Origin of the sequence: Alkalicoccobacillus plakortidis, assembly GCF_023703085.1 — a bacterium.
GTDB lineage: Bacteria > Bacillota > Bacilli > Bacillales > Bacillaceae_D > Alkalicoccobacillus > Alkalicoccobacillus plakortidis.
This window is the reverse complement of record NZ_JAMQJY010000007.1, coordinates 1-26,592: the sequence shown is the minus strand read 5'-3', so window position 1 is coordinate 26,592 and position 26,592 is coordinate 1. Positions and strand designations below refer to the sequence as shown.

At 42.3% G+C, this 26,592-nt stretch carries 29 protein-coding genes, 5 tRNA genes, 2 pseudogenes and 2 riboswitches; of the genes and pseudogenes, 7 read left to right on the top strand and 29 right to left on the bottom strand.

All coding sequences use genetic code 11. The features are described from left to right. Positions 1–269: 269 nt before the first annotated feature. From NDM98_RS22500 to sigW, 9 genes are all read right to left on the bottom strand, one after another. Positions 270–509, bottom strand: coding sequence for a hypothetical protein (locus tag NDM98_RS22500; RefSeq protein WP_251611701.1), 240 nt, complete (start codon positions 507–509; stop codon positions 270–272). Between the two features lie 25 nt (positions 510–534). Then, the gene (locus tag NDM98_RS22495) at positions 535–1,035 is read right to left on the bottom strand and encodes a DinB family protein (protein WP_251611700.1); all 501 of its coding nucleotides are present in this window, start codon (positions 1,033–1,035) and stop codon (positions 535–537) included. A 13-nt stretch (positions 1,036–1,048) separates the two neighbouring features. Next, positions 1,049–1,498, bottom strand: coding sequence for a hypothetical protein (locus NDM98_RS22490; RefSeq protein ID WP_251611699.1), 450 nt, complete (start codon positions 1,496–1,498; stop codon positions 1,049–1,051). A gap of 111 nt (positions 1,499–1,609) precedes the next feature. After that, positions 1,610–1,939, bottom strand: coding sequence for a DUF3139 domain-containing protein (locus NDM98_RS22485; protein WP_251611698.1), 330 nt, complete (start codon positions 1,937–1,939; stop codon positions 1,610–1,612). Positions 1,940–2,060: 121 nt separating this feature from the next. Beyond that, entirely contained in the window at positions 2,061–3,413 is a 1,353-nt protein-coding gene (gene glmM / locus NDM98_RS22480) for a phosphoglucosamine mutase (protein ID WP_251611697.1), read from the bottom strand. A gap of 22 nt (positions 3,414–3,435) precedes the next feature. Further along, positions 3,436–4,674, bottom strand: coding sequence for a CdaR family protein (locus NDM98_RS22475; RefSeq protein WP_251611696.1), 1,239 nt, complete (start codon positions 4,672–4,674; stop codon positions 3,436–3,438). After that, positions 4,667–5,512, bottom strand: a complete 846-nt coding sequence (gene cdaA / locus NDM98_RS22470; protein WP_373370441.1) for a diadenylate cyclase CdaA — start codon at positions 5,510–5,512, stop codon at positions 4,667–4,669. Before cdaA ends, NDM98_RS22475 begins: the two co-directional genes overlap by 8 nt. A 226-nt stretch (positions 5,513–5,738) precedes the next feature. After that, positions 5,739–6,368, bottom strand: coding sequence for an anti-sigma factor family protein (locus NDM98_RS22465; RefSeq protein WP_251611695.1), 630 nt, complete (start codon positions 6,366–6,368; stop codon positions 5,739–5,741). 18 nt (positions 6,369–6,386) lie between these two features. After that, on the bottom strand, positions 6,387–6,950 hold the full coding sequence (sigW, locus tag NDM98_RS22460; RefSeq protein ID WP_251611694.1) for an RNA polymerase sigma factor SigW: 564 nt from the start codon (positions 6,948–6,950) through the stop codon (positions 6,387–6,389). Between the two features lie 180 nt (positions 6,951–7,130). On the opposite strand from sigW, the gene NDM98_RS22455 reads away from it, so the two are divergent. Continuing rightward, positions 7,131–7,292: an aspartyl-phosphate phosphatase Spo0E family protein gene (locus NDM98_RS22455; RefSeq protein ID WP_251611693.1), complete on the top strand. Its 162-nt coding sequence runs from the start codon at positions 7,131–7,133 to the stop codon at positions 7,290–7,292. Between the two features lie 118 nt (positions 7,293–7,410). Here NDM98_RS22455 and NDM98_RS22450 read toward each other — a convergent pair. The 6 genes from NDM98_RS22450 to NDM98_RS22425 form a co-directional block, all read right to left on the bottom strand. Continuing rightward, positions 7,411–7,483, bottom strand: a tRNA-Lys gene (locus NDM98_RS22450). Between the two features lie 21 nt (positions 7,484–7,504). Then, positions 7,505–7,579: transfer RNA gene (locus NDM98_RS22445), tRNA-Gln, on the bottom strand. A 15-nt stretch (positions 7,580–7,594) separates the two neighbouring features. Then, positions 7,595–7,679 (bottom strand) — tRNA-Tyr (locus NDM98_RS22440). Positions 7,680–7,704: 25 nt separating this feature from the next. Then, positions 7,705–7,780 (bottom strand) — tRNA-Val (locus NDM98_RS22435). Positions 7,781–7,836: 56 nt separating this feature from the next. After that, a complete protein-coding gene (locus tag NDM98_RS22430; protein ID WP_251611692.1) occupies positions 7,837–7,995 on the bottom strand; it encodes a hypothetical protein in 159 nt (52 codons plus the stop codon). A 165-nt stretch (positions 7,996–8,160) separates the two neighbouring features. Then, positions 8,161–8,235: transfer RNA gene (locus NDM98_RS22425), tRNA-Glu, on the bottom strand. Between the two features lie 163 nt (positions 8,236–8,398). Between NDM98_RS22425 and NDM98_RS22420 the strand changes: the two genes are divergently transcribed. The 3 genes from NDM98_RS22420 to NDM98_RS22410 all read left to right on the top strand — a co-directional run bounded on the left by NDM98_RS22420 (position 8,399) and on the right by NDM98_RS22410 (position 9,407). Continuing rightward, entirely contained in the window at positions 8,399–8,581 is a 183-nt protein-coding gene (locus tag NDM98_RS22420) for a hypothetical protein (protein ID WP_251611691.1), read from the top strand. Between the two features lie 103 nt (positions 8,582–8,684). After that, positions 8,685–8,864, top strand: a complete 180-nt coding sequence (locus tag NDM98_RS22415; protein WP_251611690.1) for a YjcZ family sporulation protein — start codon at positions 8,685–8,687, stop codon at positions 8,862–8,864. A gap of 195 nt (positions 8,865–9,059) precedes the next feature. Then, the gene (locus NDM98_RS22410; protein WP_251611689.1) at positions 9,060–9,407 is read left to right on the top strand and encodes a hypothetical protein; all 348 of its coding nucleotides are present in this window, start codon (positions 9,060–9,062) and stop codon (positions 9,405–9,407) included. Here NDM98_RS22410 and NDM98_RS22405 read toward each other — a convergent pair. Continuing rightward, positions 9,385–10,035, bottom strand: a complete 651-nt coding sequence (locus tag NDM98_RS22405; protein ID WP_251611688.1) for a DUF421 domain-containing protein — start codon at positions 10,033–10,035, stop codon at positions 9,385–9,387. The two genes, NDM98_RS22410 and NDM98_RS22405, sit on opposite strands and share 23 nt — an antisense overlap. Before the next feature lie 673 nt (positions 10,036–10,708). Then, positions 10,709–12,047: pseudogene (locus NDM98_RS22400) on the bottom strand (5'-deoxyadenosine deaminase). Positions 12,048–12,105: 58 nt separating this feature from the next. Then, a riboswitch (purine riboswitch) is annotated at positions 12,106–12,206 on the bottom strand. A 113-nt stretch (positions 12,207–12,319) separates the two neighbouring features. Here NDM98_RS22400 and NDM98_RS22395 point away from each other — a divergent pair. After that, complete coding sequence (locus NDM98_RS22395) at positions 12,320–12,541, top strand: hypothetical protein (RefSeq protein WP_251611687.1); 222 nt, start codon at positions 12,320–12,322, stop codon at positions 12,539–12,541. Positions 12,542–12,570: 29 nt separating this feature from the next. Here the strand turns inward: NDM98_RS22395 and NDM98_RS22390 are convergent, their stop codons facing one another. Continuing rightward, positions 12,571–13,152 (bottom strand): copper resistance CopC family protein, encoded by a 582-nt coding sequence (locus NDM98_RS22390; protein ID WP_251611686.1) that lies wholly within the window; start codon positions 13,150–13,152, stop codon positions 12,571–12,573. Between the two features lie 241 nt (positions 13,153–13,393). Here NDM98_RS22390 and NDM98_RS22385 point away from each other — a divergent pair, with 241 nt between their 5' ends. Next, positions 13,394–13,849: a hypothetical protein gene (locus tag NDM98_RS22385; protein WP_251611685.1), complete on the top strand. Its 456-nt coding sequence runs from the start codon at positions 13,394–13,396 to the stop codon at positions 13,847–13,849. 26 nt (positions 13,850–13,875) lie between these two features. Next, positions 13,876–15,015 carry a CopD family protein gene (locus tag NDM98_RS22380; RefSeq protein WP_251611684.1) on the top strand — a complete coding sequence of 380 codons (1,140 nt, stop codon included), beginning with the start codon at positions 13,876–13,878 and terminating at the stop codon, positions 15,013–15,015. Here the strand turns inward: NDM98_RS22380 and NDM98_RS22375 are convergent. From NDM98_RS22375 to NDM98_RS22325, 11 genes and pseudogenes are all read right to left on the bottom strand, one after another. Then, positions 15,012–16,010, bottom strand: coding sequence for a LacI family DNA-binding transcriptional regulator (locus NDM98_RS22375; protein ID WP_251611683.1), 999 nt, complete (start codon positions 16,008–16,010; stop codon positions 15,012–15,014). The genes NDM98_RS22380 and NDM98_RS22375 overlap by 4 nt on opposite strands. A gap of 66 nt (positions 16,011–16,076) precedes the next feature. Beyond that, positions 16,077–17,093: a Gfo/Idh/MocA family oxidoreductase gene (locus NDM98_RS22370; RefSeq protein ID WP_251611682.1), complete on the bottom strand. Its 1,017-nt coding sequence runs from the start codon at positions 17,091–17,093 to the stop codon at positions 16,077–16,079. A gap of 30 nt (positions 17,094–17,123) precedes the next feature. After that, complete coding sequence (gene iolE / locus NDM98_RS22365; protein WP_251611760.1) at positions 17,124–17,990, bottom strand: myo-inosose-2 dehydratase; 867 nt, start codon at positions 17,988–17,990, stop codon at positions 17,124–17,126. 55 nt (positions 17,991–18,045) lie between these two features. Next, entirely contained in the window at positions 18,046–20,418 is a 2,373-nt protein-coding gene (iolD, locus tag NDM98_RS22360; RefSeq protein ID WP_251611757.1) for a 3D-(3,5/4)-trihydroxycyclohexane-1,2-dione acylhydrolase (decyclizing), read from the bottom strand. Positions 20,419–20,422: 4 nt separating this feature from the next. Further along, entirely contained in the window at positions 20,423–21,439 is a 1,017-nt protein-coding gene (locus tag NDM98_RS22355) for an aldehyde dehydrogenase family protein (RefSeq protein ID WP_251611681.1), read from the bottom strand. A 15-nt stretch (positions 21,440–21,454) separates the two neighbouring features. Next, a pseudogene (iolC, locus tag NDM98_RS22350) lies at positions 21,455–22,454 on the bottom strand (5-dehydro-2-deoxygluconokinase). A 14-nt stretch (positions 22,455–22,468) separates the two neighbouring features. Further along, on the bottom strand, positions 22,469–23,272 hold the full coding sequence (gene iolB / locus NDM98_RS22345) for a 5-deoxy-glucuronate isomerase (RefSeq protein WP_251611680.1): 804 nt from the start codon (positions 23,270–23,272) through the stop codon (positions 22,469–22,471). Positions 23,273–23,495: 223 nt separating this feature from the next. Next, the gene (locus NDM98_RS22340) at positions 23,496–24,440 is read right to left on the bottom strand and encodes an ATP-grasp domain-containing protein (RefSeq protein ID WP_251611679.1); all 945 of its coding nucleotides are present in this window, start codon (positions 24,438–24,440) and stop codon (positions 23,496–23,498) included. Further along, positions 24,440–25,495, bottom strand: coding sequence for an LLM class flavin-dependent oxidoreductase (locus NDM98_RS22335; RefSeq protein WP_251611678.1), 1,056 nt, complete (start codon positions 25,493–25,495; stop codon positions 24,440–24,442). The genes NDM98_RS22340 and NDM98_RS22335 overlap by 1 nt, the downstream gene beginning before the upstream one ends. Before the next feature lie 64 nt (positions 25,496–25,559). Then, a riboswitch (SAM riboswitch) is annotated at positions 25,560–25,665 on the bottom strand. A gap of 72 nt (positions 25,666–25,737) precedes the next feature. Then, positions 25,738–26,343 carry an SdpI family protein gene (locus NDM98_RS22330; RefSeq protein WP_251611677.1) on the bottom strand — a complete coding sequence of 202 codons (606 nt, stop codon included), beginning with the start codon at positions 26,341–26,343 and terminating at the stop codon, positions 25,738–25,740. After that, on the bottom strand, positions 26,340–26,555 hold the full coding sequence (locus tag NDM98_RS22325; protein ID WP_251611676.1) for a hypothetical protein: 216 nt from the start codon (positions 26,553–26,555) through the stop codon (positions 26,340–26,342). Before NDM98_RS22325 ends, NDM98_RS22330 begins: the two co-directional genes overlap by 4 nt. Between the last annotated feature and the right edge of the window lie 37 nt (positions 26,556–26,592).

The window sequence follows — 26,592 nt, the reverse complement described above, 5'->3', positions numbered from 1 at the left end:
TTTGGCCTATCGCTCTAACTTTGGCCTATTATCACGACTCTTTGGCCTGCCAGCGTCACCTATACCTCCCCTTCTATCACCTAAGTCCCTCTATCTTCTTATTATCAACCGAAAAAACACCTTGATGAGATCCTTCTATCCAATAGTCTGCTTTTGGGAGATCCACTGTTTCATTTAAAAAGAGGACCCATTCCTCTCCCTCTTCAAATGGATCAAATCTACACTGTTTCTCTTGCAAAATCTTTATTTTTTCTTTGTCTGTTTCACCTTTAATAACTTCTATCAAATCGGCTTCGAATATGGCAGCTTGGTGGTTCGCTCTTTTGTATGCCAACAATCTCGTTTATTTTCACATGAGCAATTAGGTCAACGTCTTCTACCGCCTCATCAAATATAAACTCATCAATCTCGAATTCTGCACATGCAGAGTTATTAAATATTGCCTTATCGGAACAGCCAGTCAAAATTACAATTGATACTAATGATAGAAAATAGGTTAGATTTTTCATCTAGTTCCCCACTTCCACTGAATGATTACTTATACTGCTTCTTCAGCATATTGATATGCGCTTGGTGGTATCTGCTGTGGTCGGCGAGATGCCAGAGCCCCAAGCGGATAGTTACTTGTTCCCCATCATAATCAACTATTCTTTCTAATTCTGAATCTGATAATCTCAGACAGAAGTCCTTTAGTTCGATAATAACCTGATCATACTCTTCTAATAAAACATGAAGCGACACTTCTGAAATAAGTGGTATTTCTCCAGTAAGATCTAACATTGGACCATACTTTATTTCGAGATGTTCGGGTAGTCTCTCATCTTTAAATCGATATAGCCAAAGAATATCAACATAGGATAGATGTTTAATTAGTTGAGCTATACTATTCTCTGTTCCAGTGCTTCCTTTAAAATCTAGTAGCTGTTGGTTCATTCCCTCAACAATTAATCGAAGCCTTTGATAATTTTCTTCAATAGCCGCAAACAGAATATCCGTTACTGGTTGCATTTTGTGCAATGTTTTTAGATCCCTCATCTTCTCGTAACCCCTATCTTAATCCTTCAATCACACTATCATCAATTCGAAAAACCCCATATTTTGACCCTTTAATCCCATAGTCCGCCTCAATGTCGCCATCCATTTCATTTAAGAAGAGAACCCATTCTTCTCCCTCTTCAAAAAGGGCGAAATCACATTCTTTTTCCTGATAAACCGTGATCGTTCCCTCTACCGGTTCTCCTTTTAAAACGTCTAAAATCTCTACTTGAAAAATCGGTGCAACAATACCATAGTCATCAACTACCGCGTGGAGTTCGCCGATTTTTACATGTGCAAGTAAGTCCACACTTTCAACCGCCTTAACAAAAACAAAAGGTTCTCGATCAAATTCAGAACATGCGGTGGAATTTAATTCTGACTTTACAGAGCTAGAGTCGTTAAAACAACCGGATAAGAGCAAAAGTGATAGGAGGAGCAAGCATCTAATTGGATTATTCATCAAATTCTCCTTAGGTTTTCCTTTTATTATAGTTCCTAATGATTTTGGTACCAAGCTTTTTAGTAGAGATATGTTTTATGCTCCGAAAGCTCATAGTCCCTCCTTTCCCGCTCATTGCGTAAACCGTTTGGGCTCTGGACTATATGCTTCAAGTGTTTCATATGGACCTGAATTAATGATCTCTTCACCTCTTTTTATGTAGTTATAATTGACGTGTGGTTCGTCTTTAAAATAGACCTCTGCAGTGAAACCTAACCCATACTTAAATGTTCCTTCTACTGCCATCATTTCTTCATCAAAATAGCCTTCATGAAGCAGTTGATCTATTGTTTGGTTTTCTATTGAGTTGAGTTGATACGACACATAACCCCAAATACTTACCGGTATAAGTATGACGAATAAAAATAACAAGATCGCTCCCCATTTTAAGAGTCTAATCATTGTTATCCACCTCCATTATGTTTAGGGTATTCTTGAATCCCCTCTCTCTTTCCTGCCAAACACAAAAAAACCGTCCTCTCACCCAAAATGGGCAAGAGGACGGTTCTCTATTTATAATGGCTTATTCTGCTAATCCCATCTCAGCACGTACTACGGCTGCGATGTCTTCTACAAATTGGTTACATTTTTCTTCGGTTTCCGCTTCGACCATCACGCGTACAAGTGGTTCGGTTCCGGATGGGCGCACGAGTACACGTCCGTTGCCGTTCATTTCTTCTTCTACTTTTTCGATCGCTGCTTTTACTAATGCATTGTCTTCTACAGCATGCTTATCGGTTACACGAATGTTAACCAGTTGCTGTGGGAATACTTGCATTGGTTCTGCTAGCTCGGATAGTTTTTTGCCGGTCATTTTCATGATGTTTACCAATTGCAGGGCAGATAAAATTCCGTCTCCTGTTGTGATGTAATCAAGGAAAATGATGTGTCCAGATTGCTCTCCACCTAGGTTAAAGCTACCTTTGCGCATTTCTTCCATAACGTATCGGTCACCGACACTTGTTTGTTTGGTATCAATGCCTGCTTCTTCAAGGGCTTTGTAAAAGCCTAGGTTACTCATGACTGTGGTGACAACGGTGCTGTTATTTAAGCGTCCGTGTTCTTTGAAATACTTCGCACAGATATACATGATTTTATCGCCATCAACGATTTGTCCGTTTTCATCCACTGCGATTAAACGGTCTGCATCACCATCAAAGGCTAAGCCGATATCTGCTTCTTTTTCTTGTAAAAATGCAGCCAGCTTTTCTGGATGAGTGGATCCACAGTCCTCGTTGATGTTGACTCCGTTTGGTGTGCTTCCCATGGCTGAGATATCTGCATCTAAGTCAGCAAATATATGGCGCGCCAAAGTAGATGCCGCTCCATTTGCACAATCAAGCGCCACATGAATTCCTGTGAAGTCTTCCTCTACTGTCTGCTTAAGGAATTGAATGTATTTATGTCCACCCTCAAAATAGTCATTCGTTTGACCAAGTGCTCCACCTGTTGGGCGAGGAAGAGTATCCTCTTCTGCATCAAGTAAAGCTTCAATCTCGGCTTCTTGCTCATCCTTTAACTTAAATCCGTCCGGTCCAAAGAATTTGATTCCGTTGTCTGGTACTGGATTATGTGAAGCGGAAATCATAACGCCTGCGTCCGCACTAATATTTTTTGTTAAATAAGCTACTCCTGGCGTCGAAATTACACCGAGTCGCATAACTTCTGCTCCGATAGAAAGAAGTCCGGCCACTAAGGCACTTTCGAGCATTTCCCCTGAGATTCTTGTATCTCTACCAATCAATACACGTGGTTGCCCTTCGCTGTGTTGCGTTAAGACATGCCCGCCTATTCTTCCTAATTTAAAGGCCAGTTCGGGAGTAAGCTCTGTATTGGCTACTCCCCTGACACCGTCCGTTCCAAAATATGTTCCCATTGTCATCGCTCCTTCGACTCTGCTACTCCGACTCATCCGTTATTGTCAGTAATGCATCTGAGTCTTCTGTTTCAAATCGAATATTTTGTGGTCCATTAAATTCAATTGGCAATTCCTTATTCCCTGCAGATGCCTCACTAATATCAACATATGCCTGAAAGTCAGAGGTGCTCATACGGTTTAATTGATCCTCTGTTCCAAAAGCAGTCACGTTAATTAAAGCGGGCTGTTCCGTCTGAAAAACAGCTGTTTTATCATCAGATGTTCCCATGATGGTTAACGGAACACTTGAAAGTTCACGTTCTTCCTCTTCGCCAACTGTCACATCTACTGAGATGGATTCCGGTTCCACACGCTCTGCCCCTTCTGGAACCGGGATTTCAAGCTCTACAGTGGTAGATTCGTCAATTTTGCTAAGATCAATTTCAACCCCACCTAATGATTCCAGATTCTCAATATAATCACTAGGCCCATAAACGGTAACATCACCTGGTTCAAGCTCAATATTTTCAATGCTCAATCCAGCTTTAAGTTTACCTGTGCGTTTTATGTTAACGGGAACCATTTTATTCGGGCTTGTAACTGGAACTCTTACCGAAACAAAATTCGGATTTGAATCCATCTCAAGCTCTAAACCATCAGAGTTATAAATATGTACAGGATATTCGTCTTCCACTGTACCATCTGCACCATCCATATCTACAAATACTTTTGCAGATTCGACATACGAGAGCCACTCTCTGGCATTTGTAACATCAACATTAATTGGCGTTACAATGGGGGTTCCAACTGTATAGCCTTCTTCCACATTATCCGTATTAATTAGATCAACCTGAACCGGGAAAGAAGAGGTCTGGATTTCCTGAAGCTCAATGTTTGCGGTAGTTGGTGTGACCGAAACCGATAGTTCACTCGGAAATCCACGGTATTGAATCTGGGCACGATGTGTACCTTCTTCAAGCTCGGTTGCATCGACAAACACTTCATAAGCTGGTCTCATCATCTGAAAGTACGCAAGTGCACTTCTTGACCCACTTAGGTTAATTTGAACCGTAGACGGGGCATCTGTTAAGACAAACTCATCCTCATTATAATTGACCTGTAATTCAACTTCTTCAAGTGTATAAGAGCTGTTGCTAATGGTCGGCAGCACACTCGGCTGATTGCCAAGGTTGTCCTGGTTGACCATGGCAAATAGCATTAACGCTACAAAAAAAGCGATGACGCGTACAAACCAATGGCTATTGAACAACCTATCCATTTTTCTTACCTCCCCACTTAAAGCGTGATTGAGTTGATGCCTTGTCATCAGAGAGCATTTCTTTTTCTAAAATTTCACGTAGCTGCTCCTCCGACAAATCACGGTGAAGATCCGCATTTTTTGTCACAGAAATATTCCCTGTTTCCTCAGAGACAATAATGGTAATACAGTCTGTCACTTCACTTACCCCAAGGGCAGCACGGTGCCTTGTCCCTAATTCCTTTGAAATGAATGGATTTTCAGACAAAGGCAAGTAACAGCCAGAAGCCAGAATCGTTTGGTCCTTTAAGATAACAGCTCCGTCGTGAAGTGGTGTATTGGGTATAAAAATATTGATGAGAAGCTCAGACGTAAGATCTGCATTCATCGAAATTCCCGTTTCTGCATAATCACTTAAACCGGTTTCCCTCTCAATGGAGATCAGAGCGCCGATCCGTCTTTTACCCATGTATGTACATGATTTAATGATGGCATCTATTGATTTCTGTACTGGCTCATTTTTAGGCGTTGTTCGACTAGCAAAAAAACGACCTCTACCAAGCTGCTCAAGTCCTCTTCTCAACTCTGGCTGGAAGATGATAATAATCGCGAGCAGTCCATAGGTGAGCGTTTGCGACATAATAAACTCAAGTGTCCTTAGCCCAAAGAACCCACTAATAAACCATACAATCAAAATAACCGTAATTCCTTTTACTAACTGAACCGCTCGGGTCCCTCTTATAATCATAATCAGCTTGTAGATCACATACGTCACAAGCAATATATCAATAATTTGGCCGAAGTAACTCAGCCATCCGACATTTTCAAATGGCAAATCAAACGGAAGCATAGCCTGCATTGCCTTTCCTCCAAACAAATCAATCTACTCAAAACATACGAACATGACAAAAAGATAGCCTGTCCTCTTTTCTATATGCTTACCATACGACAATTGCTGCCTCATTATACCATATAATCTCACTATTTGAGACAGAAGTGGCATGAGAAGATGTGGAAAACTGTGGTATAACAGGCTCGCAACAAAAAATCTCCACCATCTAGGTGAAGATTTTTTAACTACTTAGTTATTCATCTTTATCAAAAACCGATACTACTTCGCTGAAGAAATGTTTTGTATTATACCAAACCCATTCTAGCGCTTGGTTCACTTCCTCAATTTCACCAGCTACTTCCCCGGTAGATGCATAATAAGGTTTGCTATTCACAAGAAGAACATCCCCTCTAATATTACCTTCTACCACAAGCTGACCATTACGAACGGTCAAATCTCCTTCAATTGTTTCACCCTCTGGTATCGTCACAACACCGGTCTCTTTGTTAATTTGAATATTCCCTGATCCAGAAACGGTTACTTTTTCTGAGTTACCTGACCAAGATGTGAAAAAAGATGCTGACATTAATAAAAAGAATATAGCAGCAGCAACCAGAATAGGATGCTTTTTTATATGACTTTTCCATTTGAATGATTGCTTTTTAGCTGGCAGTTTTGCCATAACCTGATCTGTAAAGTTAGCAGGAGCTTCTATATGAGATGCGCTTTGTGTGAACGCAATAACTTTCTTTAGCTCACGAAGATGCAAATCACATTCTTCACAGGTCTCAACATGCAGATAGAGTTCTTTCTTCTCTGCTTCCGTTGCGTCTCCATCTAAATATTTATGAATTAAGCCTTGTACATGTGACTCGCACGACATAAAAATATGCCTCCTTCTTTATACATTCCTCATTCGTTTTCTAAGTGCCTCTCGCCCACGATGAATTCTCGTTTTTACGGTTGAGATGGGCATATCAAGGATTTCACTAATTTCTTTAAGTGAGAGATCCTCCATGTATTTAAGAATAATGGCCGACCGATACTTAAGCGGCAGCTGATTAATCTCTGATTGTATCCATTCCTGCATCTCCAAGGTTACCACCTGATCCTCAGGCAGCTCTTGATCAGCTGCAAGCTGCGACTCATAGGTTAAACCTTCCGTTCCTTTCACCTTATCCTCAAGATGAAAGTCTGGCTTCTTCTTTCTGAGACGATCAATCGCTACATTTGTTGCGATCCGAAACAGCCAAGTTGAAAACTTGCGATTCATATCAAATTTATCAAGATTCGTATAGGCACGTAAAAAAGCCTCTTGGGCCACGTCCTGCGCCTCCTGGGGATGACCAACCATCCGGTAAGCTACCTGATAAACTTTGTCTTTAAATAACTCAACAAGTTCACTAAAGGATTCTGTATCCCCTTTTTTCACTTCTATTATCAATTTCCTGATTAATGTGTCCATAGCAATACCCCTGACTGCTTCAATCTGTACCGTTTACGTACCGGCTAATAAAAAGTTTCACATTTTTTATGTACTTTTTTATTTTATCAGAAAAAAGACGTTTAGATGAACAAAAAGAGGGTACTTAAGAAGTGTCCACACTAAAATCGGACTATTTTCCCAGAAAAGGGGTGATGTGATATGACTTCCAAGACAACACACACGCTCTTAAAAAATATAGAAAGAGTTCGCCATGACCTAAATGTAATGGCACTCACAATAGACCTCAGCTCTCCTGATATTATTAGCAGAAGCCAAGAGCTAGATCATTTACTTAATGAATACAAATCCATCGCAGGTTGATCACATAGACATCTCTACTTCGAGATGTTTTTTTATTGTGCACAAAAAAAGAAGCCATACTCCAAATAGAAGATGGCTTCTCGTTATATACGTATCTAAATGTAAAGTAAAAAAAGAGTGAGCCATGAAGGATTCGAACCTTCGACCCTCTGATTAAAAGTCAGATGCTCTACCAACTGAGCTAATGGCTCATGTTAATGAGAAAGAAAAAATGGTTGGGCTACCTGGGATCGAACCAGGGAATGACGGAATCAAAATCCGTTGCCTTACCGCTTGGCTATAGCCCAACAAAAACAAAAAAATGGTGGAGGGGGGCAGATTCGAACTGCCGAACCCGTAGGGAGCGGATTTACAGTCCGCCGCGTTTAGCCACTTCGCTACCCCTCCAAGCTAAAAGAATTAAAAAAGTAAATGGTGGAGGATGACGGGCTCGAACCGCCGACCCTCTGCTTGTAAGGCAGATGCTCTCCAAGCTGAGCTAATCCTCCAGTTTGACTGCAGATAAGCTTCAGATTTCTTCGTCCATTTCGTTATTCTCGCTCAGTCACGTACGGTCGTACGCTCCTTCTCTCGAAAACTCATGTCCTCGAACTCTTCGCTTCTCTTTGTCAATGGCTGCAGATAAACTGCGAATTTCTTCGTCCACTGCGTTATTCTCAGGTCGGTCACGTACGGTTGTACGCTTCCTCTTTTGAAAACTCATGTCCTCGAACTCTTCGCTTCTCTTTGTCAATGGCTGCAAATAAACTGCGGATTTCTTCGTCCATTTCGTTATTCTAAGGTCGGTCACGTACGGTTGTACGCTTCCTCTTTTGAAAACTCATGTCCTCGAACTCTTGGCCTATTGCTCATATATCTATTAAGATAATGGTGACCCGTACGGGAATCGAACCCGTGATACCGCCGTGAAAGGGCGGTGTCTTAACCGCTTGACCAACGGGCCAGATCGTGTGTCTGAAACACTGACAAAAAGTATTATACCCAATCGACAGGAATAAGACAAGTGTTTTTAAAAACTTTTTCGAAAAAAATTTTCTATTATTTTCTTCTATCAATACGAACATACATTCGTTATAATAAAAAGAAACGCAAAAGGATGATGATTTATGAAAAAAGAATCCGAGCTTCCGCACGCCGATTTCCTCGCCATCTTAGAGAGAGTCCGCTATTCAACAAGAGAAGAAACGAAGATTGAAGTGGCTGAATGTATGCTCGATTATGGCATAGATATCAAGCTTGTTGGTGCTGTTACAGGACTGAAGAAAAGTCAGCTAACCGGGGTTAAATAACTTCTAGTCACAACGCCCTTTCATTGAAAAATCAGCCCACATCCGTCGCCAATTTCAAATGATTGCATAAAGTAAAGTATTCCCTTTGAAAGGCGGTGTACGCATGGGCTTCTTCGGTGGTGGTAACTACGGTGGTGCTGACTACGGTTGTGGCGGTGGCTACGGTTACGGTCAACAACAAGGACCAGTAGGAGGTTATAGCGGCGGTTGTGGCAATGGTTTTGCTTTAATCGTTGTTCTATTCATTCTACTTGTAATCATTGGTGCTTCTTACTGCAAATAAGTATTGAAGCAAAGATTTTTATCGTCAATTCTTTAATAAGTAGGTATTGGCGATATTCTGTATGCCATTAAATAATAAGAGCTGTCTCATTTCAAGGCCATTCCTACAAGAATGCACCCAAATTGAGATAGCTCTTTTTTACTTGGTTGTCAAATCATTTATACTTAAGCTATAACTAGCTTAAGGAGTGAGGTAATGAAGGTTTATTATGAAGAACTTGATGGAGAGCTTTTCCCCCATTGGCTGCTGGTTCCGGCAACAAAAAACAGTGGCACTCTTTCCTTTAACCTGACATCACCATTTGAACGAATAGAAGCCGAAGATTTTCATGATGAACTCACAATTGTTACAGTCACTCAAGCCGCGCTTGCCATTAGACCTTTAGATGATACACATTTTGTTCTTTATACAGATCAGATTACAAGCGATCTTGACGTACATATTCCTGATGCCGTCGATTATTATCTTATTCGTTTAGAAGATTTAGAGGAAATTTTGCAAATGAGTGTGAGACCATATTTTATTTCTCCAAATGGGTCTTAGGTTCAATATACAAATGCTTCTCTGTAGTAAAGCCACAATAAAACACCTGATCAAAATGCGAATATCCTCTGTTCTCTAGTTCTTTTTTTAACCAATCGGAGGTTTTACCCAAAATACTTAGATGCTCCTCCTGAACCGCACCATCTAAGATAAATGGCAGTGTAAAGGGGTATTGATCCCCTTTTTTGTATACGGATAATGCCCCCGAAGTCTCTAACAAGGCGTATTCTACTTCACGAATATCAAAAACATCTTTTGTTCGCAACTGAAGTAAAACATCATCAAGATTGTAAGATTGCTTCTTCATATTCTCTTGCTGCAGCTTACCCTCCCGTATAATAAGTACAGGCCGTCCATCCACCACATCTCGGAACTTCTGATTTTTTAAAGAAATTCGGGAAAATGTATATTGAATAGCAAATAACAAAAGTACCGGAGCAAGACCTTTCATGACAGGCATGTTTGTATCTTCAATCATGATAACGGCAATATCGACAATTAAAAGAGTGATAACAATATCAAGGACACTGATCTCTCCAATATCTTTTTTCCCGGTTAAACGAAAGAAAAACAGAATCATGATAAAAACAAGCCCCGTGCGAAGTAATGCGAGAAAAATATCTTCCATGTTCCGGTCCCCACTTCCGACAAAATGATTTGCTTTTAGTATTTGTCGGAGTTGGCGGAGTATTCATGGAGGCAGTAAATTCAGGAAAGAGGAATCAATAAAAAAAACACGAAAAGGATCTCGTTTGCCTCCTTTTCGTGTTCTTACGTAAATATATTGAGAATTCTTCTTTGTAACAGCTTTGCGGTCTTGGTAAAGTGGCTCTTACCTTGCTATGTTGATCCAAGCTCTTGGTATGCGACCCTGGCTCTTGGTAAGCTGGACTTCTCTCTTGGTTTTCGGCCTCGGCTCTTGGTAAGTTGGGCTTCTCTCTTGGTTTTCGGCCTCGGCTCTTGGTAAGCTTGGACTTCTCTCTTGGTACTCGACCTTGGCTCTTGCTCAGTTGGACTTCTCTCTTGGTTTTCGGCCTTGGATCTTAGTAACCTGAACTTCTCTCTTGGTACTCATCCTCGGCTCTTGGTAAGCTTGGGCTTCTCTCTTGGTTTTCGGCCTCGGCTCTTGCTCAGTTGGACTTCTCTCTTCGCAAACGACCTTAGCTCTTAGAAAACTGTGAATCGGTCTTGATCAACCCGAGCTTTCTCTTGGCAACAACGGCAGTCTCTTGCTAAAACCTCTTCCAAGCTTGCCAAAACAACGATTCATCTTGGTAAAACTCCATCCTCCTCGCAAGTTACTATGAAATCTTCGGTAGACGCTTAACTAACCTCTGCATCACTCGATTCGATTCACTGAGGACTAGTTGTTTATCTAGTGTTTTCATGATTCGATTTTCCATGACGATTTTTCCGTTGATAATAGTGGTTACTACATCTGCCCGTGTTGCTGAGTAGACTATACGGGAGATGATGTCCACATCAAAGGATGGGTATGTGTGAAAATCATTTAGATCAAGAATGGCAATATCTGCTTTTTTGCCGACTTCAAGACTTCCGATCTCATGTTCAAGTCCAATGGCTTTGGCTCCTCCACGTGTAGCCATCCGAAAAACCGTGCGTGCATTCATGGCAGTTGGGCCGTGCTCTGGTTTCTGGATCAGTGCGGCCATTCGCATTTCATTAAACATATCGAGGTTATTATTGCACGGTGCTCCGTCTGCGCCAAGACTGACGGCAATATCCTGGCTAAGCAAATCTGGAATTTCTGCTATACCGGATGCTAGCTTGAGGTTCGATCCTGGACAATGAGTCACCTTCACGCCTCGATCTTTTAGGATTTTCTTCTCCTGGGCATCAAGCCATACACAATGAGCCAAGATAAGGCGTTCATTTGCCAAGCCCTAAATGGTCTAGGTACACGATATTTCTCATACCTGTCTCTGCTTGCACAATCTCGATTTCCCCACGATTTTCAGACGCATGTGTGTGTACCTTTACTTGATAATGATCCGATAGTTTTTGAACTTCCTTTAGAAGTGGCTCTGTACACGAGACAACAAATCGCGGGGTAAAAGCATATTGAATTCGCCCTTGGTCGTGATTATGCCATTTCTCCAACAAATCCACGCTCTCTTGAATCGATTGCTGCGTATTTTCCTGTAATGCCTTTGGTACCTCGGTTCCTTTATCCATCATTACCTTTCCAGCTAGTGCTCTAATTCCGGTTGAAGCAATGGCTTGAAAAGCCGAATCCGTGTGGTGAACGGTCTCCATATCAACAATGGATGTTGTACCACTTTGTATCAATTCACCAATGCCAAGCATTGCAGAATAATAAATCGACTCTTCATCGTGAGCCGCTTCAAGTGGCCAAATTCGTTTCTGCAGCCAATCCATTAATTCGAGATCATCACCTTTACCTCGAAAGGCAGTCTGGCAAAGATGGATATGGGTCTGCACAAATCCAGGAATAACGGTTTTTCCGCGTCCATCAATGATTTTATCTGCTTTTGTATCCTCTAAGTTTTTTCCAATTGCTTTGATAACTGTGTCTTCAATCAATAGGTCTCCAACAAAAATTTCCTCGTCCTTGTTCATCGTAACAATCTCAGCCTGCTTAATTAAGATGCTTCCCACTTCAATCACTCCTTTTTTAAAATGAAAGAAGATTTGCCCACAAAAAATAGCCACAAAAATAGGGCAAACCTATTCTCGTAGCTAGGAAGTTTAAGGCTCCTAATAGAAACCCCCAATCCATATTATTGGGGTTATACGATTGACGATCCATATGCAACTACAGATATAGTTTATTGCATAATAAAAGTCACAGCAATACAATCGTCATATTATGTTACTGACTTTTACGTTAAACAAACGTTTCATTAAAAATACATATGAGGAGATTATAAATGGACTTTGAAGCATCTGAACTCATCGAAGCAAAACGACAAATCGATTCAACGATACACAAACTAAAAGAAACAGTGAAAACACTAGAAACGAAAGAAAACCCCAACCGATACAAATCCCAAATCACCTTAGCAAAAAGGCGGATCGACGCATTTTCAATCTCAGTAGCTCTCATCGAAAAAGAAATAAACGACCTTAACAAAAAGCTGCTAAATCAATGATTCAGCAGCTTTTTTTAATGCAACAATATTTATTTTCTATTTCTAGTACGACTAACGGCACCTGCAACTAAGCCGATGACGACAATAATGACGGCAATCCAGATAAAACTAAATCCGGATGACTCTTGTTCTGTATCAACCTGATTGTCTGGCGCTTCGACTGGCTCTTCTTGGTTTTCTTCATCCGCAGGCTCTTCTGTTTCTGGTTCAGCTTCAGCTTCTGGTTCCTCTGCTTCTTCTGCATTCACAGTAAAAGAAAATGTGCCTTCAACTGGATGTGTGTCTTCACTGAGAATATTATAAGCCACTTCGTAGACCCCATTTGCAAGCGGCTCTTCTGTTTTAGCCTCTAGGGAAGATCCGTTTGTGTTAACCTCAACAGGGAGTTCTTCTCCGGCCTCGTTTGTTAGCGTTAGTGTACTAGCAGATTCGATGCCTGCACTAAATTGCAATTCAATCGTGTCTGTTTGTTCTTGTATTGTTTGACCGTCCTCTGGTGTTGAGCTCTCTAACTGCGAATGGGCAAAGGCGTTTGTTGGAACAAATCCTATGAGTAGGCCTGCCATCACCATGACCAGGGCCACTTTTAGTTTTACTTCTTTTATCAACATACTTATCGACTCCTCTATTCACTTCTATGTAAGGTATACGTACATAACTCTTTAAAAGATAACTCGTTCGTTCCTTAATGTCACTTTATTCTTTCATTAATCATCTTAGAAAATGTGTGCTTATGTGAACATGACTGTCACATTGCCCTTTTCCGTTCATCAAACACTTAGCCAACCCTTGTCTCATTTTAGATTTGATGGTTACAATGTAGATGAGATTCTACACTTTTGGAGGCACTCCATGATTATTGTACAACTATCTAATATTTTTCTATACATCGCATTTGCTATCGTAACTGGTTATTTTATTCTTAAGATCGTTCCACCTAAATTCAGTGCATCCATGACTCTTCAGAAACAGACGGTTGAGAGTATGCTTATTTCCATCCCTATTTTACTTGCTGTTCCGTCAATGAATGTCGTAACAACACTTACCAGTTCATTTGGTTTGAGTTGGTCTGATGCCCTAAGTACGGTTTTACTGACGTATGCAACTGGTCAGGCTTTGTTATTTTCTATCGTCATTACTATTTGTTTGATTTTAATTCATCGCGCGGAAAAAAAGGCATCATCTATCACGAATTATCTATTACTCACAGGGATGATCCTTCTCATGCTGTCGGCGAGTTGGGCAAGTCATGGAGCATCGATTGCTTGCTTGGATGGGGGTTGTCTCTACCTTTATTCATTTTATTAGTGTTGCTGCTTGGATTGGTCCACTGATTGTTTTGGGTTGGTTTGCTAAGGAACTTCCGAACAGTCAGTCCCTTCATAAATGGTTTTCTCCCGTTGCGGCTTGGTTCTGTTTTGTTGCTGTCCCTTAGTGGGTTATTTTTAGTCACACGGGTTACCGAGGATTATTTTAATGGTTGGCTATTAAGCTATGGTCAGTTGTTATTAGTGAAACACTTGCTGTATCTGCCGTTATTGTTTTTTGGATTAAGACATCTTGTTATGCTTAGTCTAAAAAAACCAAGACTATCCGAGCCACAGCTTAGACGTTCGTTTCGTGCAGAATCAACAATCGCCTTCTTTATTTTTATCGTAACAGGTTTCATGTCTGAGATGGAGCCTCCACACGAAGTACTGCGTACACTTCAGTCGGAGCCTGTCAGTTGGATTACTCAACTATTTATTCAAGAGCCATTAGCTCAGTTTCAACTGCTTTCCTTTTCACCTGGTCCCATTGGATTTGTGCTTTTGTATCTTTCTATTATCTTTTTACTGGTTGGATTAGCCGTATTACTCTTAACTAAAGGGACGCTGCTCTCGACCATTTTGATGTCATGCCTATTCATCTGTTCTTACGGCGGGCTCATGACTTCTCTGACTCCTGGTGAAATTTATATTGATAACACCTCTTATTCAGAAATAGAGGATGCCATTGCGGCTAGTCATCCTGAGCAATCCACTATTGAAGTGCTTTGGGAGAATGTTGATTCAGACGAGGCCTATGCGATTTACAATGTAAACGAAACAGACCTTGGTCTAGAGAAATTAACCGTCAATCAAGATAAATTCACGCGCATCCCTTTAAGCGGACTGGTTCTAGAGGGGGGCTTCAGTCGAGCCGGCACAAATGGTACTCAGACACAGCGTTTTGAGTCAGGAACGTGGCACAACCGTGACTTTGACTATACGGTTGTAACATTTGGCTATACTCCACTCCCAGAAGCTAACGAAGCGCGAATCATTTATTCTGGAGAAACAGTTACTGTCCCAATCGAAAATCAGACGTTTTTATCGATTACATCAAGTGATGATAACTGGTACGACTCTCACACGGTTGAAATTCTTGATGAAACTGAAGAAGTTATCCATTCCTTTGAACTCGATTCGATGAGTGGTGGTTTCCATCATTAATTGAGTTTTGCTGTGGACTGACGATTGACCAATTGAGGCTCAAATACAAATTGCTGATTCCCACGCTTTTCATTTGAACTTGTTAAAAGCGTAGTAATCATTTGTCGACTCATCTCTCGTAATGGCTGAGCAACCGTGGTTAACGGAGGACTCGTAACGGATGCTAAGATCGTATTATCAAATCCAATAATAGATAGCTCATCGGGTATGTGAATACTAGCTCGATGGGCTTCTTGGCATACCCCGATCGCCAATACATCATTACATGCAAAAATGGCCGTTGGTGGCTGTTCCATGTCTACAAAAAGACGGAACGCATCTGCGCCTCCCGTGAGTGTTGCGTCTGCTGTCATAACTAAATTCTCATCATAGATTAATCCTGCTTCTTTTAATGCTTTTTTGTACCCCTTTAACCGTTCCAAGCTACTGAATGCCTTTGGTTCCATAATAATCGCAATACGCTGATGTCCCAATGCTGTTAAATGCGTTGTAGCTATGTACCCTCCTTGTTGATCATGAACGGATACGGCCGGAAGATCTTTTTCAAGAATAGCCTGTCCAGCTAATACAACAGGCATATATTGAATAGCAAGTTCCGTCACAAGCTGAGGATTGGATAACGTTGATGCTAAAATACAGCCATCCACTTTTTTGCGGATAAAGAGATTTATATACGTCTCTTCTTTCTCAGAGTTATTGTCTGTGCTACAAATCATCAAACTGAATCCCATTTTATGAGCCTCATCCTCTAAGCACTTAGCTAGCTCTGCAAAATAAGGGTTTGCTAAATCAGGGATAATGACGCCTATTGTTTGAGTCGATTTTCCGGTTAAGGCCGCAGCGAAAGCATTAGGCTGATAATTTAATTCCTTCATAATCGCGATGACTTTTTTCTTTGTCTGCTCACCAATACGTCCTTTGTTGTTCACAACTTTTGAAACGGTTGCGATTGATACCCCGGCTTGTTTGGCGACATCATATATCGTTGGCTGCATGGATGCGCCACTCTCCTCTGTATATAAAAAAGCACCAGTTCCAGGCACCGGTGCCTTTAGTGATTATCAAAACGGTACGTGTGATTCTATCCTAACAGATTGCTGCTGTTTGAACGAGTGTGTAGCGGCATACGCAATTTCCAATGCTTTTAATCCATCCTCCACTGTAACTGGGGAGGGCTGTTTGTTTTGAACTGCCTCAGTAAACGCTGCGAGCTCTCGTTGATAGGCTGAGCCAAATCGTTCGGGGAAGCCCGGAACAAGATCGTATGTGGCACCTTTTTTCGTATACAGTTTCACATCGTGATGAGCGAGTTCGCCGATCATTAACGTGCCTTCTGTACCAACGATTTCACCTCGAATATCATAGCCGTAAAACGCATTTCGGCTCGCTTCAATGTCAGCACAAGCACCATTGTCAAATGTCAGGAAGGTCATTGACTGATCAATATCACCGTACTCAGTCATGAAGTCATGAATAATTGTCTGTCCGCAGCTTGTGACTTGATTCACTTCAGCACCTAATAAAAACCGCGCAGCATCATAATCATGAATGGCGAGATCGAGAAAGATCCCCCCACTGTTTTTAATAAACTCAGCCGGTGGCGATCCAGGATCTCTTGTAATGCCCTTATAATACTTCGGCTCTCCTATAGCCCCTTTGGCAATATGCTGTTTCGCAACCTCATAGGCCGGATCAAACCTGCGCATGAAACCAACTTGAAGAAAGCTCTGCGGCAGAGTAGCCATTGTCGCCTTAATGCTGGCTGCTTCTTCTAAGGTTGTGGCTAGTGGTTTCTCTACAAAAACCGCTTTATCATATCGAAGCGCCTCTTGAATCAACGCATAATGAGCACCAGTTGAAGCAGCAATAATCACTGCATCAATATCCTCTCTTTGCATCACTCTACTTGCATTTGTCTCGTGATAAGGAACTTGAAGCTCGCGCGCCATTTCTTTTGCACGATCGGCAAACGGATCACAGACAACAACGACTTCAGCATCCTTCATCTGGATAAGATGTTCTGCGTGCCACTTCCCAAGTCTACCTAATCCCACTACTGCGCAGCGTAATGGACGCATAGTGTGCACCACCTTTCTCTAATCTCGCCCCTATAAATTCGCACATTCCTGGATATATTTGCGTGCTTTTAACGCATATTCAAATGGGTTGGCTATCGCAGGGTCCTGTTCTGCCTCCACAACTAACCAGCCACTATACGAGATCTTAGCAAGTTCCTCAAATAATGGAGCGAAGTTGATTTCTCCATCTCCAGGAACGGTGAACACACCCTTTTTTACTGCATCTAGAAAGCTTAATTGGTTGGGTCGAACCTGCTGCTCCAATACATCAAAGCGAACATCCTTTAAATGTACATGTCGTATACGATGGGCATGATCGTGCAGGACTTGGATTGGATCATCACCTGAGAAAACAAGATGGCCCGTATCCAAAAGCAAGGAGACCGTATCAGGGTTTGTCTCAGCCATTAATCGATGAATATCAGCAGCCGTTTGTACACCAGTCCCCATATGGTGGTGGTACACAATCGCCATTTGTTTTTCCTGAGCTAATTGGCCTAGCCTCTCCAATCCTTCAGTTAAGCGCTTCCATTCTCTTGTTGAAAAAATAGGCTGCCCCGTTAAAACCGGCTCATTCCTTTTTTGAATGCTCCTCCCTTGCTCAGAAACAACAATAACTTTTGCTCCTAGTTCATTAAGGAAATCACGATGTGCCAAAAAATCTTTTTCTGTCTCTTCATATGGAGCGGTCGTTAGAAAGGTACTAAACCACGCACTGGCAATCTCCATTTTACGAAGGGTCAAAGCATGACCTAGAAGCTTCGGATCACGCGGATACTTGTTTCCAATCTCGCAGCCACTAAAACCAGCAAGTGCCATTTCACTAATACATTGTTCAAAGGTATTCTGCGCTCCAAGCTCCGGTAAGTCATCATTGGTCCAGCCAATCGGAGCAATTCCAGCTTAATCATTATCTTCTCCCCAAACAAGAGGGTGTGGGACCCTCTCTGTTTTAGTACCGCCGCGCCTTCTGCAGCTGGTTTTCTTTATCTTGATAAGCCTCTTTTATCTCTTCTTTAGAAGAAACCTCTGCTACCCCAACATGCCACCACGACTCACCGTAACCATCAGTCATCGTTTTTGGCAGAACCTTTATATCAAGTAAGGTTGAACGTGTTTCATTTTTGGCTGATTCTAGTGCTGACTCTAGTTCTTCCATACTTCTTACTTCATACACAGCGGCACCATAACCTGCTGCCACTTGTGCATAGTTGATTGGCATAATCTCCCGTGTTGATTTGTTGCGAAATTCCGTTTGATAGCTGCCCATTCCATGACCCATCTGCAAGTTATTAATACAACCAAAACCAGCATTATCAAAGAGTAAAATCGTGATTTTCTGATTTTCCTGAAGGCTTGTGACAAGCTCCGAATGTAACATTAAAAAGCTGCCATCCCCCGTCATTGCATAAATCTCTTTGTCAGGCTCTGCAAGCTTTGCTCCAAAAGCCCCCGCAATCTCATATCCCATACACGAATACCCGTATTCCATATGGTACGTGTTCTCACCACGTGCTTCCCATAAACGTTGCATGTCTCCAGGAAGACTGCCAGCAGCACCTACGACAATGGAATCTGGTGCAATGGCTTGATTGATATAAGTTAAAACGGATGTTTGAGTCAGCGTTGACCCTAGTGTTTCTGCATAACCTTTTAGTTCCTGATCAAGATGACCTTTTATTTCTGGTTCAAAACGTTCATTCTTAAAGGAAATGTTGGAAAGTCGTTCTCTTTCTATTTGCCATTCATTTTTAATCTCTCCTACACTATCACCATAGCTACTCTGATACCCGACATCCTGAAGTAATGGAAGCATTGCACTGAGAGCTGCCTTTGCATCAGCTTCTACCTCCACTGCCCCCAGCTTACTCGCATCAAAAGAGGACGGATTAATAGATAGCATACGAGCATCTTTTGAAAATAGTGACTTTGAGGCCGTTGTAAAATCTGTGTACCTTGTGCCAATGCCAATAACTAGATCTGCCTGACGTGCCACTTGATTTGCTTGTAAATTCCCCGTCACACCAACCCCACCAAGATTTAGTTCACACTCGCTTGAAACCGCACTTTTTCCCGCCTGCGTTTCGACAATCGGAATATAAAGAGCTTCCGCAAATTGGCGCAGTGTATCACCAGCTTCCGAGTAACGAACTCCACCACCACAAACGATTAGTGGTCGCTCACTAGAAGCAATTAAGGTCACCGCACTCTGCAGCTCTTCCGCTGAAGGAGCACGACGCTTAAATGTATGAATTCGTTTAGAGAAAAATTCTAGTGGATAATCCCATGCCTCTGTTTGCACGTCTTGAGGCAAACAAATCGAAACCGCACCCGTACTACTCGTATCTGTTAATACCCGCATCGCCTGAAGCATCGCAGACATTAATTGTTCTGGTCGCATGACTCGATCCCAGTACCGGCTGACAGGACGCAGGGCATCATTAGTCGAGATCGACAAATCATGTGTCTGCTCAATTTGTTGAAGCACAGGGTCCGGCTGTCTTGTCGCAAAGACATCTCCCGGTAACAGCAAAACAGGGATTTGGTTGGCTGTCGCCGTAGCTGCAGCTGTCACCAAGTTAGCCGATCCTGGGCCGACTGAGGTTGTGCAAGCCATTATCTGTTTACGTCTTTTTTGCTTAGCAAACGCAACTGCAGCCTGAGCCATACCCTGTTCATTTCGTCCTTGATACACGTCTAGGTGGCCAGCATTTTCTTCCAACGCCTGTCCAACACCCAACACATTACCATGACCAAAGATCGTAAAGACCCCTTTGATAAACGGTTGAACATCTCCATCAACGTCCAGATATTGCGCATTCAAAAACCGAACTAACGCTTGAGCCATTGTTAACCGAACCGTTTCCATGTGAGAACCTCCTCTCTCTACCAAGCGCGTTGTCACCATTTTTTTACGTGTATAAAATTCCACGCCATCTCCTCCATTTGCATGCAAATCTCCATAGAAAGAATCCTTCCAGCCTGAAAAAGGGAAAAAGGCCATTGGTGCTGGGACTCCCACGTTAATGCCTAACATTCCCGCATCAATTGATTCTCTAAATTGCCTCATCGCCGCACCACTTGTTGTAAATAAGCATGCTCCATTTGCAAAAGGGGATTTGTTTGCCAACTCCACAGCATCCTGTAAATTCGGCACACGTACAACGGAAAGAATAGGTGCAAACAATTCATCCTGCCAGATCGTCATATCAGGTGTGACTCGGTCGAATATGGTTGGACCGGCAAAGTAACCTGCTCCTTTTACAGCTTCATCTTCTCTACCATCTCGAACTAATTCCGCGCCTTGGTCTACTCCAGATTGAATGTAGTCAAATGTCCGTTGCTTGGTGCTCCTTACGAATGACCGGTCCTAAAAATACACCTTCATCTAACCCATTTCCAATGGTAATTTCATCTGCAGCTTGCTTTAACTTGGCCATAAAGTCATCCGCTACGCTATCTTCAACTGCCACAACAGAAGCTGCCATACATCGTTCACCGGCCGAACCAAATGCCGCAGCTGTGATTTGAGTGACCGCTCCATCAATGTCCGCATCTGCAAGCACAATTGAGTGGTTTTTGGCCCCAGCTAATGCCTGCACACGTTTTAGATGTTCGGTTCCTTTTTGATACACATATTTAGCCACTGGCTGAGAACCTACAAATGAAATCGCGCTAACATTTTTATGTGTCAATAACCCGTTCACAACATCATGTGCTCCATGAACAATATTTAAGACACCATTTGGTAGACCTGCTTCCTGAAAAAGCTCTGCCAAGCGATTTGCCAAAAGCGGCGTTCGCTCTGATGGCTTTAAGACAAAGGTATTTCCGCAGGCGATCGCAAGCGGGAACATCCAACAAGGAACCATCATTGGAAAGTTAAATGGAGTAATTCCACCGATCACACCGATTGGATAGCGATACATACCTGATTCAATGCCGGTTGCAATGTCTGGCAGTTGCTTGCCCATCATTAATGTTGGCGCCCCAGCTGCGAATTCCACACACTCAATGCCACGCTGAACCTCACCATATGCCTCCGTGTAGCTTTTGCCATTTTCCGTAGTAATCAATTGTGCGAGCTCTTCCCAATGCTCAACCAATAGCTGTTGATATTTAAACAAAACACGCGCCCTTTTTGGAACAGCTGTTTGAGACCAGTCTGAAAAAGCGTTACGTGCCGTTTCAACTGCTTGATTCACATCTTCCACTGTTGAGAGAGGAACTTGAGCCAATTCCTGCCCTGTCGCGGGATTCATTACCTGCACATGTTCACTCGCACGAGACTCAACCCACTCTCCTCCTACAAAGTTTTTTAACGTTTCTACTGTCGTTTGTGCCATCACAATCTCTCCTTTTTATACGTTCTCAACTGCTGTTTTCATAAACTCCTCAAGTTCATCACGTGTTGGCATCGCATCGGAACAGCTGTGGCGTGAAATGACGATGGAGGCTGATGCAGCTCCGTATCTCATCGCTTCTTGAATTGTGGCGCCTTGGTGTAAGGCAAAGAGTAACGCTGACGCATAAGAATCACCTGCACCAAAGGTTTTTAACACTTTTGTTTGGAATGTACCTCCTCGGTGAACTGTCCCGTCTTTTAAAAAGGCATACGAGCCTTCTCCCCCATGCTTAATCAACACAATTTCCGCATGATGTGAGAACCACTTTTCTGCTGTTAGCTGATCGCTTGGTTCCCGCTTCATTTAAAAGACCCTCCATCATATCGAACTCTTCCCTGGTACCAATGATGACGTCCGCCTTTTCAGCAGCGAGATTATAATAGACCGCTGTTTCCTGCGTCGACTTCCATGTGTATGGTCGATAATCTAAGTCTAAGAGAACCACTACATTATGTTTTCGGGCAAAATCAAGTGCTACAAACACCGCTTCTCGTGATGGGCTACTTGCAAGCGCAGTACCCGATATGACAATCGATTTTGCCTGCTTAATATACGATTCAGATACATCATCCGGAGAGAGCGTCAGATCAACCGCGTTATCTCGATACATTAAGATGCTACAGTCTTGTGGGCTTTTAATTTCCGTAAATGCTAGCCCCGTCACGGCTCCCATATCATCCTTAACAATATTACTTGTATCGATGTGATTGTTCTCTAAATACTGACGAATAAATCGCCCCATCTGATCATCTGACACACGTCCAATAAAACCGGTCTCAAGTCCTAAGCGCGCACTTCCAATCGCAATATTGGCAGGAGAACCACCTACATATTTGGTGAAAGTCATCGTTTCTTCCATGGGTCTCATTGTTTCATTGGCATTTAAATCAATGGCTAGTCGTCCTAGAGCCAATACGTCAAACACTCGATTATTAGGAAACGTTAGTGGATTCATAAGAACCTCCTATTCTATTTAACAGGCTGAAATAACCATTCATGCTCTGGATCATTATGAAACTTCCATACTCTTGTTGGACCCGCCATTACATTTAAATAATATGACTCATACCCTGCTGGCACACCTACCGGATGATATCCCTCAGGCACAAGCACCACATGATCATTCGGAACAGCAATTGCCTCATCTATTGTGCGGCTGTCATTATACACACGCTGCATTACATAACCCTGACTTGGATTGACTTTATGATAATAGGTTTCCTCCAAGTAAGATTCTGCCGGAAGATTATCGCGATCATGCTTATGAGGAGGATAGCTCGACCAATTCCCTCCATCTGTATACACTTCAACCACTAGCAAGCTATCAGCTGGCTCTGTTTCTGGTAATATATTATGAACACGCCTAGACATCGCCCCTGACCCACGATCCTCCGTACCAACCTGATCCGGTGTGATCACACGGGCTTTATGACTTCCTTTTCCGGGTGCTTTGCAAATGGCTATCTCAAGATCGGTCTCGGCTGTTACAACAAACTCATCCTCATTTGGCACATAGACAGAAAAAGGAGGTATTTTCTCAAACACAGACATCCGTGAGCCCAGTTGTTCAAATACCTCCTGACTTGTACGTATTGTTGCTTTTCCAGTTAATAAAACCAAACAACATTCCTGATCAGCTGTCTTTTCTGAGATCGTCTCACCTACTTTAAGCTTATGAACAGCAAAGCCGACATAGTGCCAATCCGCAGACTGCGGCGTGACAGCATGTAACTCGCCTGATTCTCCATGAGGTTTTACTAATAAACGTGACATACACGAACCCTCCTATTATGGTTAAGCGCTTAACCAACTGCTAGATTCATTCCTTTGATCACTACATGTACAGACTCTCTTTAAAATGAAAACGCTTTCTATATCATGAATGTAAAGCACTACGTATACTTTGTCAACGGATTTTTCTAAAAGTTTCGGAAACAAGCTTCAAACAAAAAAACTGCCCCACAGCCTGTTAAAGGCATGTAGGACAGTTTTTCGATCAAACCAAAGCCGCCTGCTCTTCTTTTAAACGGCTACCGAGATATTTTGCTACTTCAAGCATACCGAAAACGCCTGCTTTTTCCTCTGCTTCAGAGTTATAGTTGGTATTTGTATTAATATCATACGTGTAGAGATTGCCCTCTTTATCACGAATACATTCAATACCAGCAATCTGGACGCCATTTGCCTTAAGCACTTCTGCATACTGGTTTAGTTCCGGTTCGTCAAAGCTGTTATCCACCTGGAATTTCGCTTTCGGTTCCTCACGAGCCGGGCAGAATAAGTCCTCAATTGAGCATGCATCCGCCGGACATAATTCAAAGCCTTCTGATGTATCAACTCGAACCGCATAGACAAACTTGCCGCCAACAAATTCACAGCGAGTAATATAAGGTTCAGGTGCTTCAATATACTGCTGCAAAAGGGTTATACCATCAACTGGCTCCTCAAATTCGTCACTTTTCAGGTAGGTTTCGAGTGTCTGCTTATCCTGAAACAATCTCACTCCAAGACCTTTTCCAGCACGGTTATGCTTCGTAATAAAAGCCTGTCCTGCAAAGGCATCTGCTGCCTCAAGAATCTGATCCTGCCCAACGGCTGCTACTGTTCTTGGTGTACGCACACCAAATTTTTCAAGCTCCATGTATTGAACCACCTTGCTGACCTCAAGCTGCAAGGCACGACTATTATTAATGACCGTCCGTCCATGACGCTCAAGCCACGCTAGCACAGCTGCTGCGAGCTCCGGTGCATACCGGTGATTTCTTGTGTGAGCAGAAGCACTCATACGAGAGTAAAATATACCCTCAGGCGGAGCTTCGTTCAGGTTAATCGAGCCAGATCCTAAGTGCCAGTCCTCATAAGGCAACTCTAATTCTTCTAATCTCTTAAACAAGTGAACCGTCCACTCTTGATTTTCATGTATGACATATATCTTTTTCATTAAATCGTCTCCTTCGCTTGATTTCTTAATTGTTCCACCACCGGCATCACATCGCGAGCAAAACGCTCCATCTCCTCGTATTGCGGCGAGCATTGCAGTAGCACAAGATCAAGACCTGCCTCTTCAAATTCAAGAATACGTTTCGCAATTGTCTCAGGTGTGCCTATTAGTTCCGGTCTCAGCCCGCGATTGGACACGGAATAATCTTGAAGCTTAATCTGCTGCTCAAGCTGAGATTTACTTGTAAAATCATCATAGCCCGCATAGGCATCCGATTCCTTTACATCCGTGATTCGTTCCAGCTCAGCATGTGCCTCTTCCTCTGTATCACGGCAAATGACATAGGCAGCCATGCCAAAACTAGAAAATGGTGCGTGGTCTGTTTCTGCACGACGCGCTTTCATATCCGCAATCTTTGTGCGAATCTCATCCACCGTGCCCCCATGCATCACGTAAGCATCACATTTTTCTGAGATGGTTGTTTTGCCTTGCTCACTTTCACCACCCGCATATAAAATCGGATTCGGACGTTGCACTGGCTTAGGAGAAAGCCTCGTTTCCTTTAGCTGATAGTAGCTACCATCATAGGAGAAGGACTCTTCTGTCCATAAACCTTTTAACACATCAATGAACTCCTCTGTTCGCGCATACCGTTCATCATGCTCCGTAAACACTCCGCCATACTGGCGTGCTTCCTCCGCCCACCATGCAGACACAACATTTAATGTAAAACGGCCATTGCTAATCTGATCGATGTTTGCGGCCATTTTTGCCGTTGTCGCAGGATTATGAAACCCAGGGCGAATGGCCGTCATCAGTTCTATTTTATTCGTAACCGACGCCAATGCTGCGGCTGTTGTCCATGCCTCCAGCACATCCTCGCCCGGTCCTTTTATATCATTTAAATATAGCTCAGCAAGAAGCGTCGTATCATAGCCCCATTCCTCCGCTGCTTGAACCACTTTTTTTGCATAGTCAAAGGTAGATGGCATGTGTTCATCCTCAACATTACGTAGCCACCCACCAAAAATCGGTAGCCAAAACCCGTATCTCATAACGCTCCCCCAATTCCTATAGAAAATAAAAAAACACCTCTTCGATTAGAAGACGCGTACGTTCTCCTTATCTATCAGAACAATTAATGTTCTGCTGGATTTGGCACCTTTTCATACGTGTCGGTTGCCGGGCTTCATAGGGCCAGTCCCTCTGCCTCTCTTGATAAGAGCTTTATAATTAGACTAATTTTATCAATTTACTCTGAATAAATCAATGGGTATCCGTTGGGGTCGGTGTAGAATTATTTGCTATGTAAATTCTTATATGTTTTAAATGAAAAGACCTCGATGATGATTGTTACACTAATTAAAATGAACAGAAGTGCCGTTATCATGAGAAAAAATGAGTTCGCTAATATAAGCGTGCAAACAATTAATACGACACCAAAATAAACAAAAAGTTTACCAGCAAATTTATTGGTTAGACGCCAAACCTCATCATCCTTTAATGCCCAAATTGTACGAGCGCCAAATAAAACATTTGGCTTAGTTTTTGGCAGGGCATATCCCGCTATAATCATAAGTGCACCTAACAAGACACCTATAACCAAACCCACGTTTACATTGATGCCTAATGTATAAAGAGAGATAGCTAGATGAATAACAAATAAAAGCGCAGAAACAACAATCTGTGCTAATGATTCAAACTCAAATCGACTATCTGTTAATGAATGATAAGCTTTAAAAAGCAAATAGTTCACCGGATACACAATGATCATTAGAACAGGGAATACTAAAAGAGAGATCCACATCGAAGCAACCAGAGGTTCACCTATGTTAGATATAGATAACGTAATACCACTAACCAAAACAGCTATGATTAGCAGTAATAACGGGATAACCCTCAATTAAAACCACCTGCTCTTTTTATGGATCTATAGATTAAATAACAGAACAACCCTAAGGAAATTATGACGAGCGCGGATGTAACGAGAGTAGGCTCTCCAAACACATTTGTTAAAAGCGGAGCTAACGAAACAGGAATCCCTAAATACCCAGCAACACCAAGTAACACAAAGGATGAAATGATTCCAATGACGAAAAGATGCTTTCCATTCATAAGAGTTTACCTCCCTCTTTTAGATTTCTGAAAATAC

Coding starts and splice junctions, on each gene's coding strand:
- NDM98_RS22420 (WP_251611691.1), top strand. CDS start 8,399: ATGAAAAAAGAATCCGAGCTTCCGCACGCCGATTTCCTCGCCATCTTA.
- NDM98_RS22325 (WP_251611676.1), bottom strand. CDS start 26,555: ATGAATGGAAAGCATCTTTTCGTCATTGGAATCATTTCATCCTTTGTG.
- NDM98_RS22390 (WP_251611686.1), bottom strand. CDS start 13,152: ATGTTGATAAAAGAAGTAAAACTAAAAGTGGCCCTGGTCATGGTGATG.
- NDM98_RS22405 (WP_251611688.1), bottom strand. CDS start 10,035: ATGGAAGATATTTTTCTCGCATTACTTCGCACGGGGCTTGTTTTTATC.
- NDM98_RS22395 (WP_251611687.1), top strand. CDS start 12,320: ATGGACTTTGAAGCATCTGAACTCATCGAAGCAAAACGACAAATCGAT.
- NDM98_RS22340 (WP_251611679.1), bottom strand. CDS start 24,440: ATGAAAAAGATATATGTCATACATGAAAATCAAGAGTGGACGGTTCAC.
- NDM98_RS22430 (WP_251611692.1), bottom strand. CDS start 7,995: ATGAGTTTTCAAAAGAGGAAGCGTACAACCGTACGTGACCGACCTGAG.
- cdaA (WP_373370441.1), bottom strand. CDS start 5,512: ATGCAGGCTATGCTTCCGTTTGATTTGCCATTTGAAAATGTCGGATGG.
- NDM98_RS22385 (WP_251611685.1), top strand. CDS start 13,394: ATGATTATTGTACAACTATCTAATATTTTTCTATACATCGCATTTGCT.
- iolB (WP_251611680.1), bottom strand. CDS start 23,272: ATGTCACGTTTATTAGTAAAACCTCATGGAGAATCAGGCGAGTTACAT.
- NDM98_RS22490 (WP_251611699.1), bottom strand. CDS start 1,498: ATGAATAATCCAATTAGATGCTTGCTCCTCCTATCACTTTTGCTCTTA.
- glmM (WP_251611697.1), bottom strand. CDS start 3,413: ATGGGAACATATTTTGGAACGGACGGTGTCAGGGGAGTAGCCAATACA.
- NDM98_RS22485 (WP_251611698.1), bottom strand. CDS start 1,939: ATGATTAGACTCTTAAAATGGGGAGCGATCTTGTTATTTTTATTCGTC.
- NDM98_RS22500 (WP_251611701.1), bottom strand. CDS start 509: ATGAAAAATCTAACCTATTTTCTATCATTAGTATCAATTGTAATTTTG.
- NDM98_RS22370 (WP_251611682.1), bottom strand. CDS start 17,093: ATGCGTCCATTACGCTGCGCAGTAGTGGGATTAGGTAGACTTGGGAAG.
- sigW (WP_251611694.1), bottom strand. CDS start 6,950: ATGGACACATTAATCAGGAAATTGATAATAGAAGTGAAAAAAGGGGAT.
- NDM98_RS22475 (WP_251611696.1), bottom strand. CDS start 4,674: ATGGATAGGTTGTTCAATAGCCATTGGTTTGTACGCGTCATCGCTTTT.
- NDM98_RS22415 (WP_251611690.1), top strand. CDS start 8,685: ATGGGCTTCTTCGGTGGTGGTAACTACGGTGGTGCTGACTACGGTTGT.
- NDM98_RS22375 (WP_251611683.1), bottom strand. CDS start 16,010: ATGCAGCCAACGATATATGATGTCGCCAAACAAGCCGGGGTATCAATC.
- NDM98_RS22355 (WP_251611681.1), bottom strand. CDS start 21,439: ATGGCACAAACGACAGTAGAAACGTTAAAAAACTTTGTAGGAGGAGAG.
- NDM98_RS22455 (WP_251611693.1), top strand. CDS start 7,131: ATGACTTCCAAGACAACACACACGCTCTTAAAAAATATAGAAAGAGTT.
- NDM98_RS22335 (WP_251611678.1), bottom strand. CDS start 25,495: ATGAGATACGGGTTTTGGCTACCGATTTTTGGTGGGTGGCTACGTAAT.
- NDM98_RS22465 (WP_251611695.1), bottom strand. CDS start 6,368: ATGTCGTGCGAGTCACATGTACAAGGCTTAATTCATAAATATTTAGAT.
- NDM98_RS22410 (WP_251611689.1), top strand. CDS start 9,060: ATGAAGGTTTATTATGAAGAACTTGATGGAGAGCTTTTCCCCCATTGG.
- NDM98_RS22495 (WP_251611700.1), bottom strand. CDS start 1,035: ATGAGGGATCTAAAAACATTGCACAAAATGCAACCAGTAACGGATATT.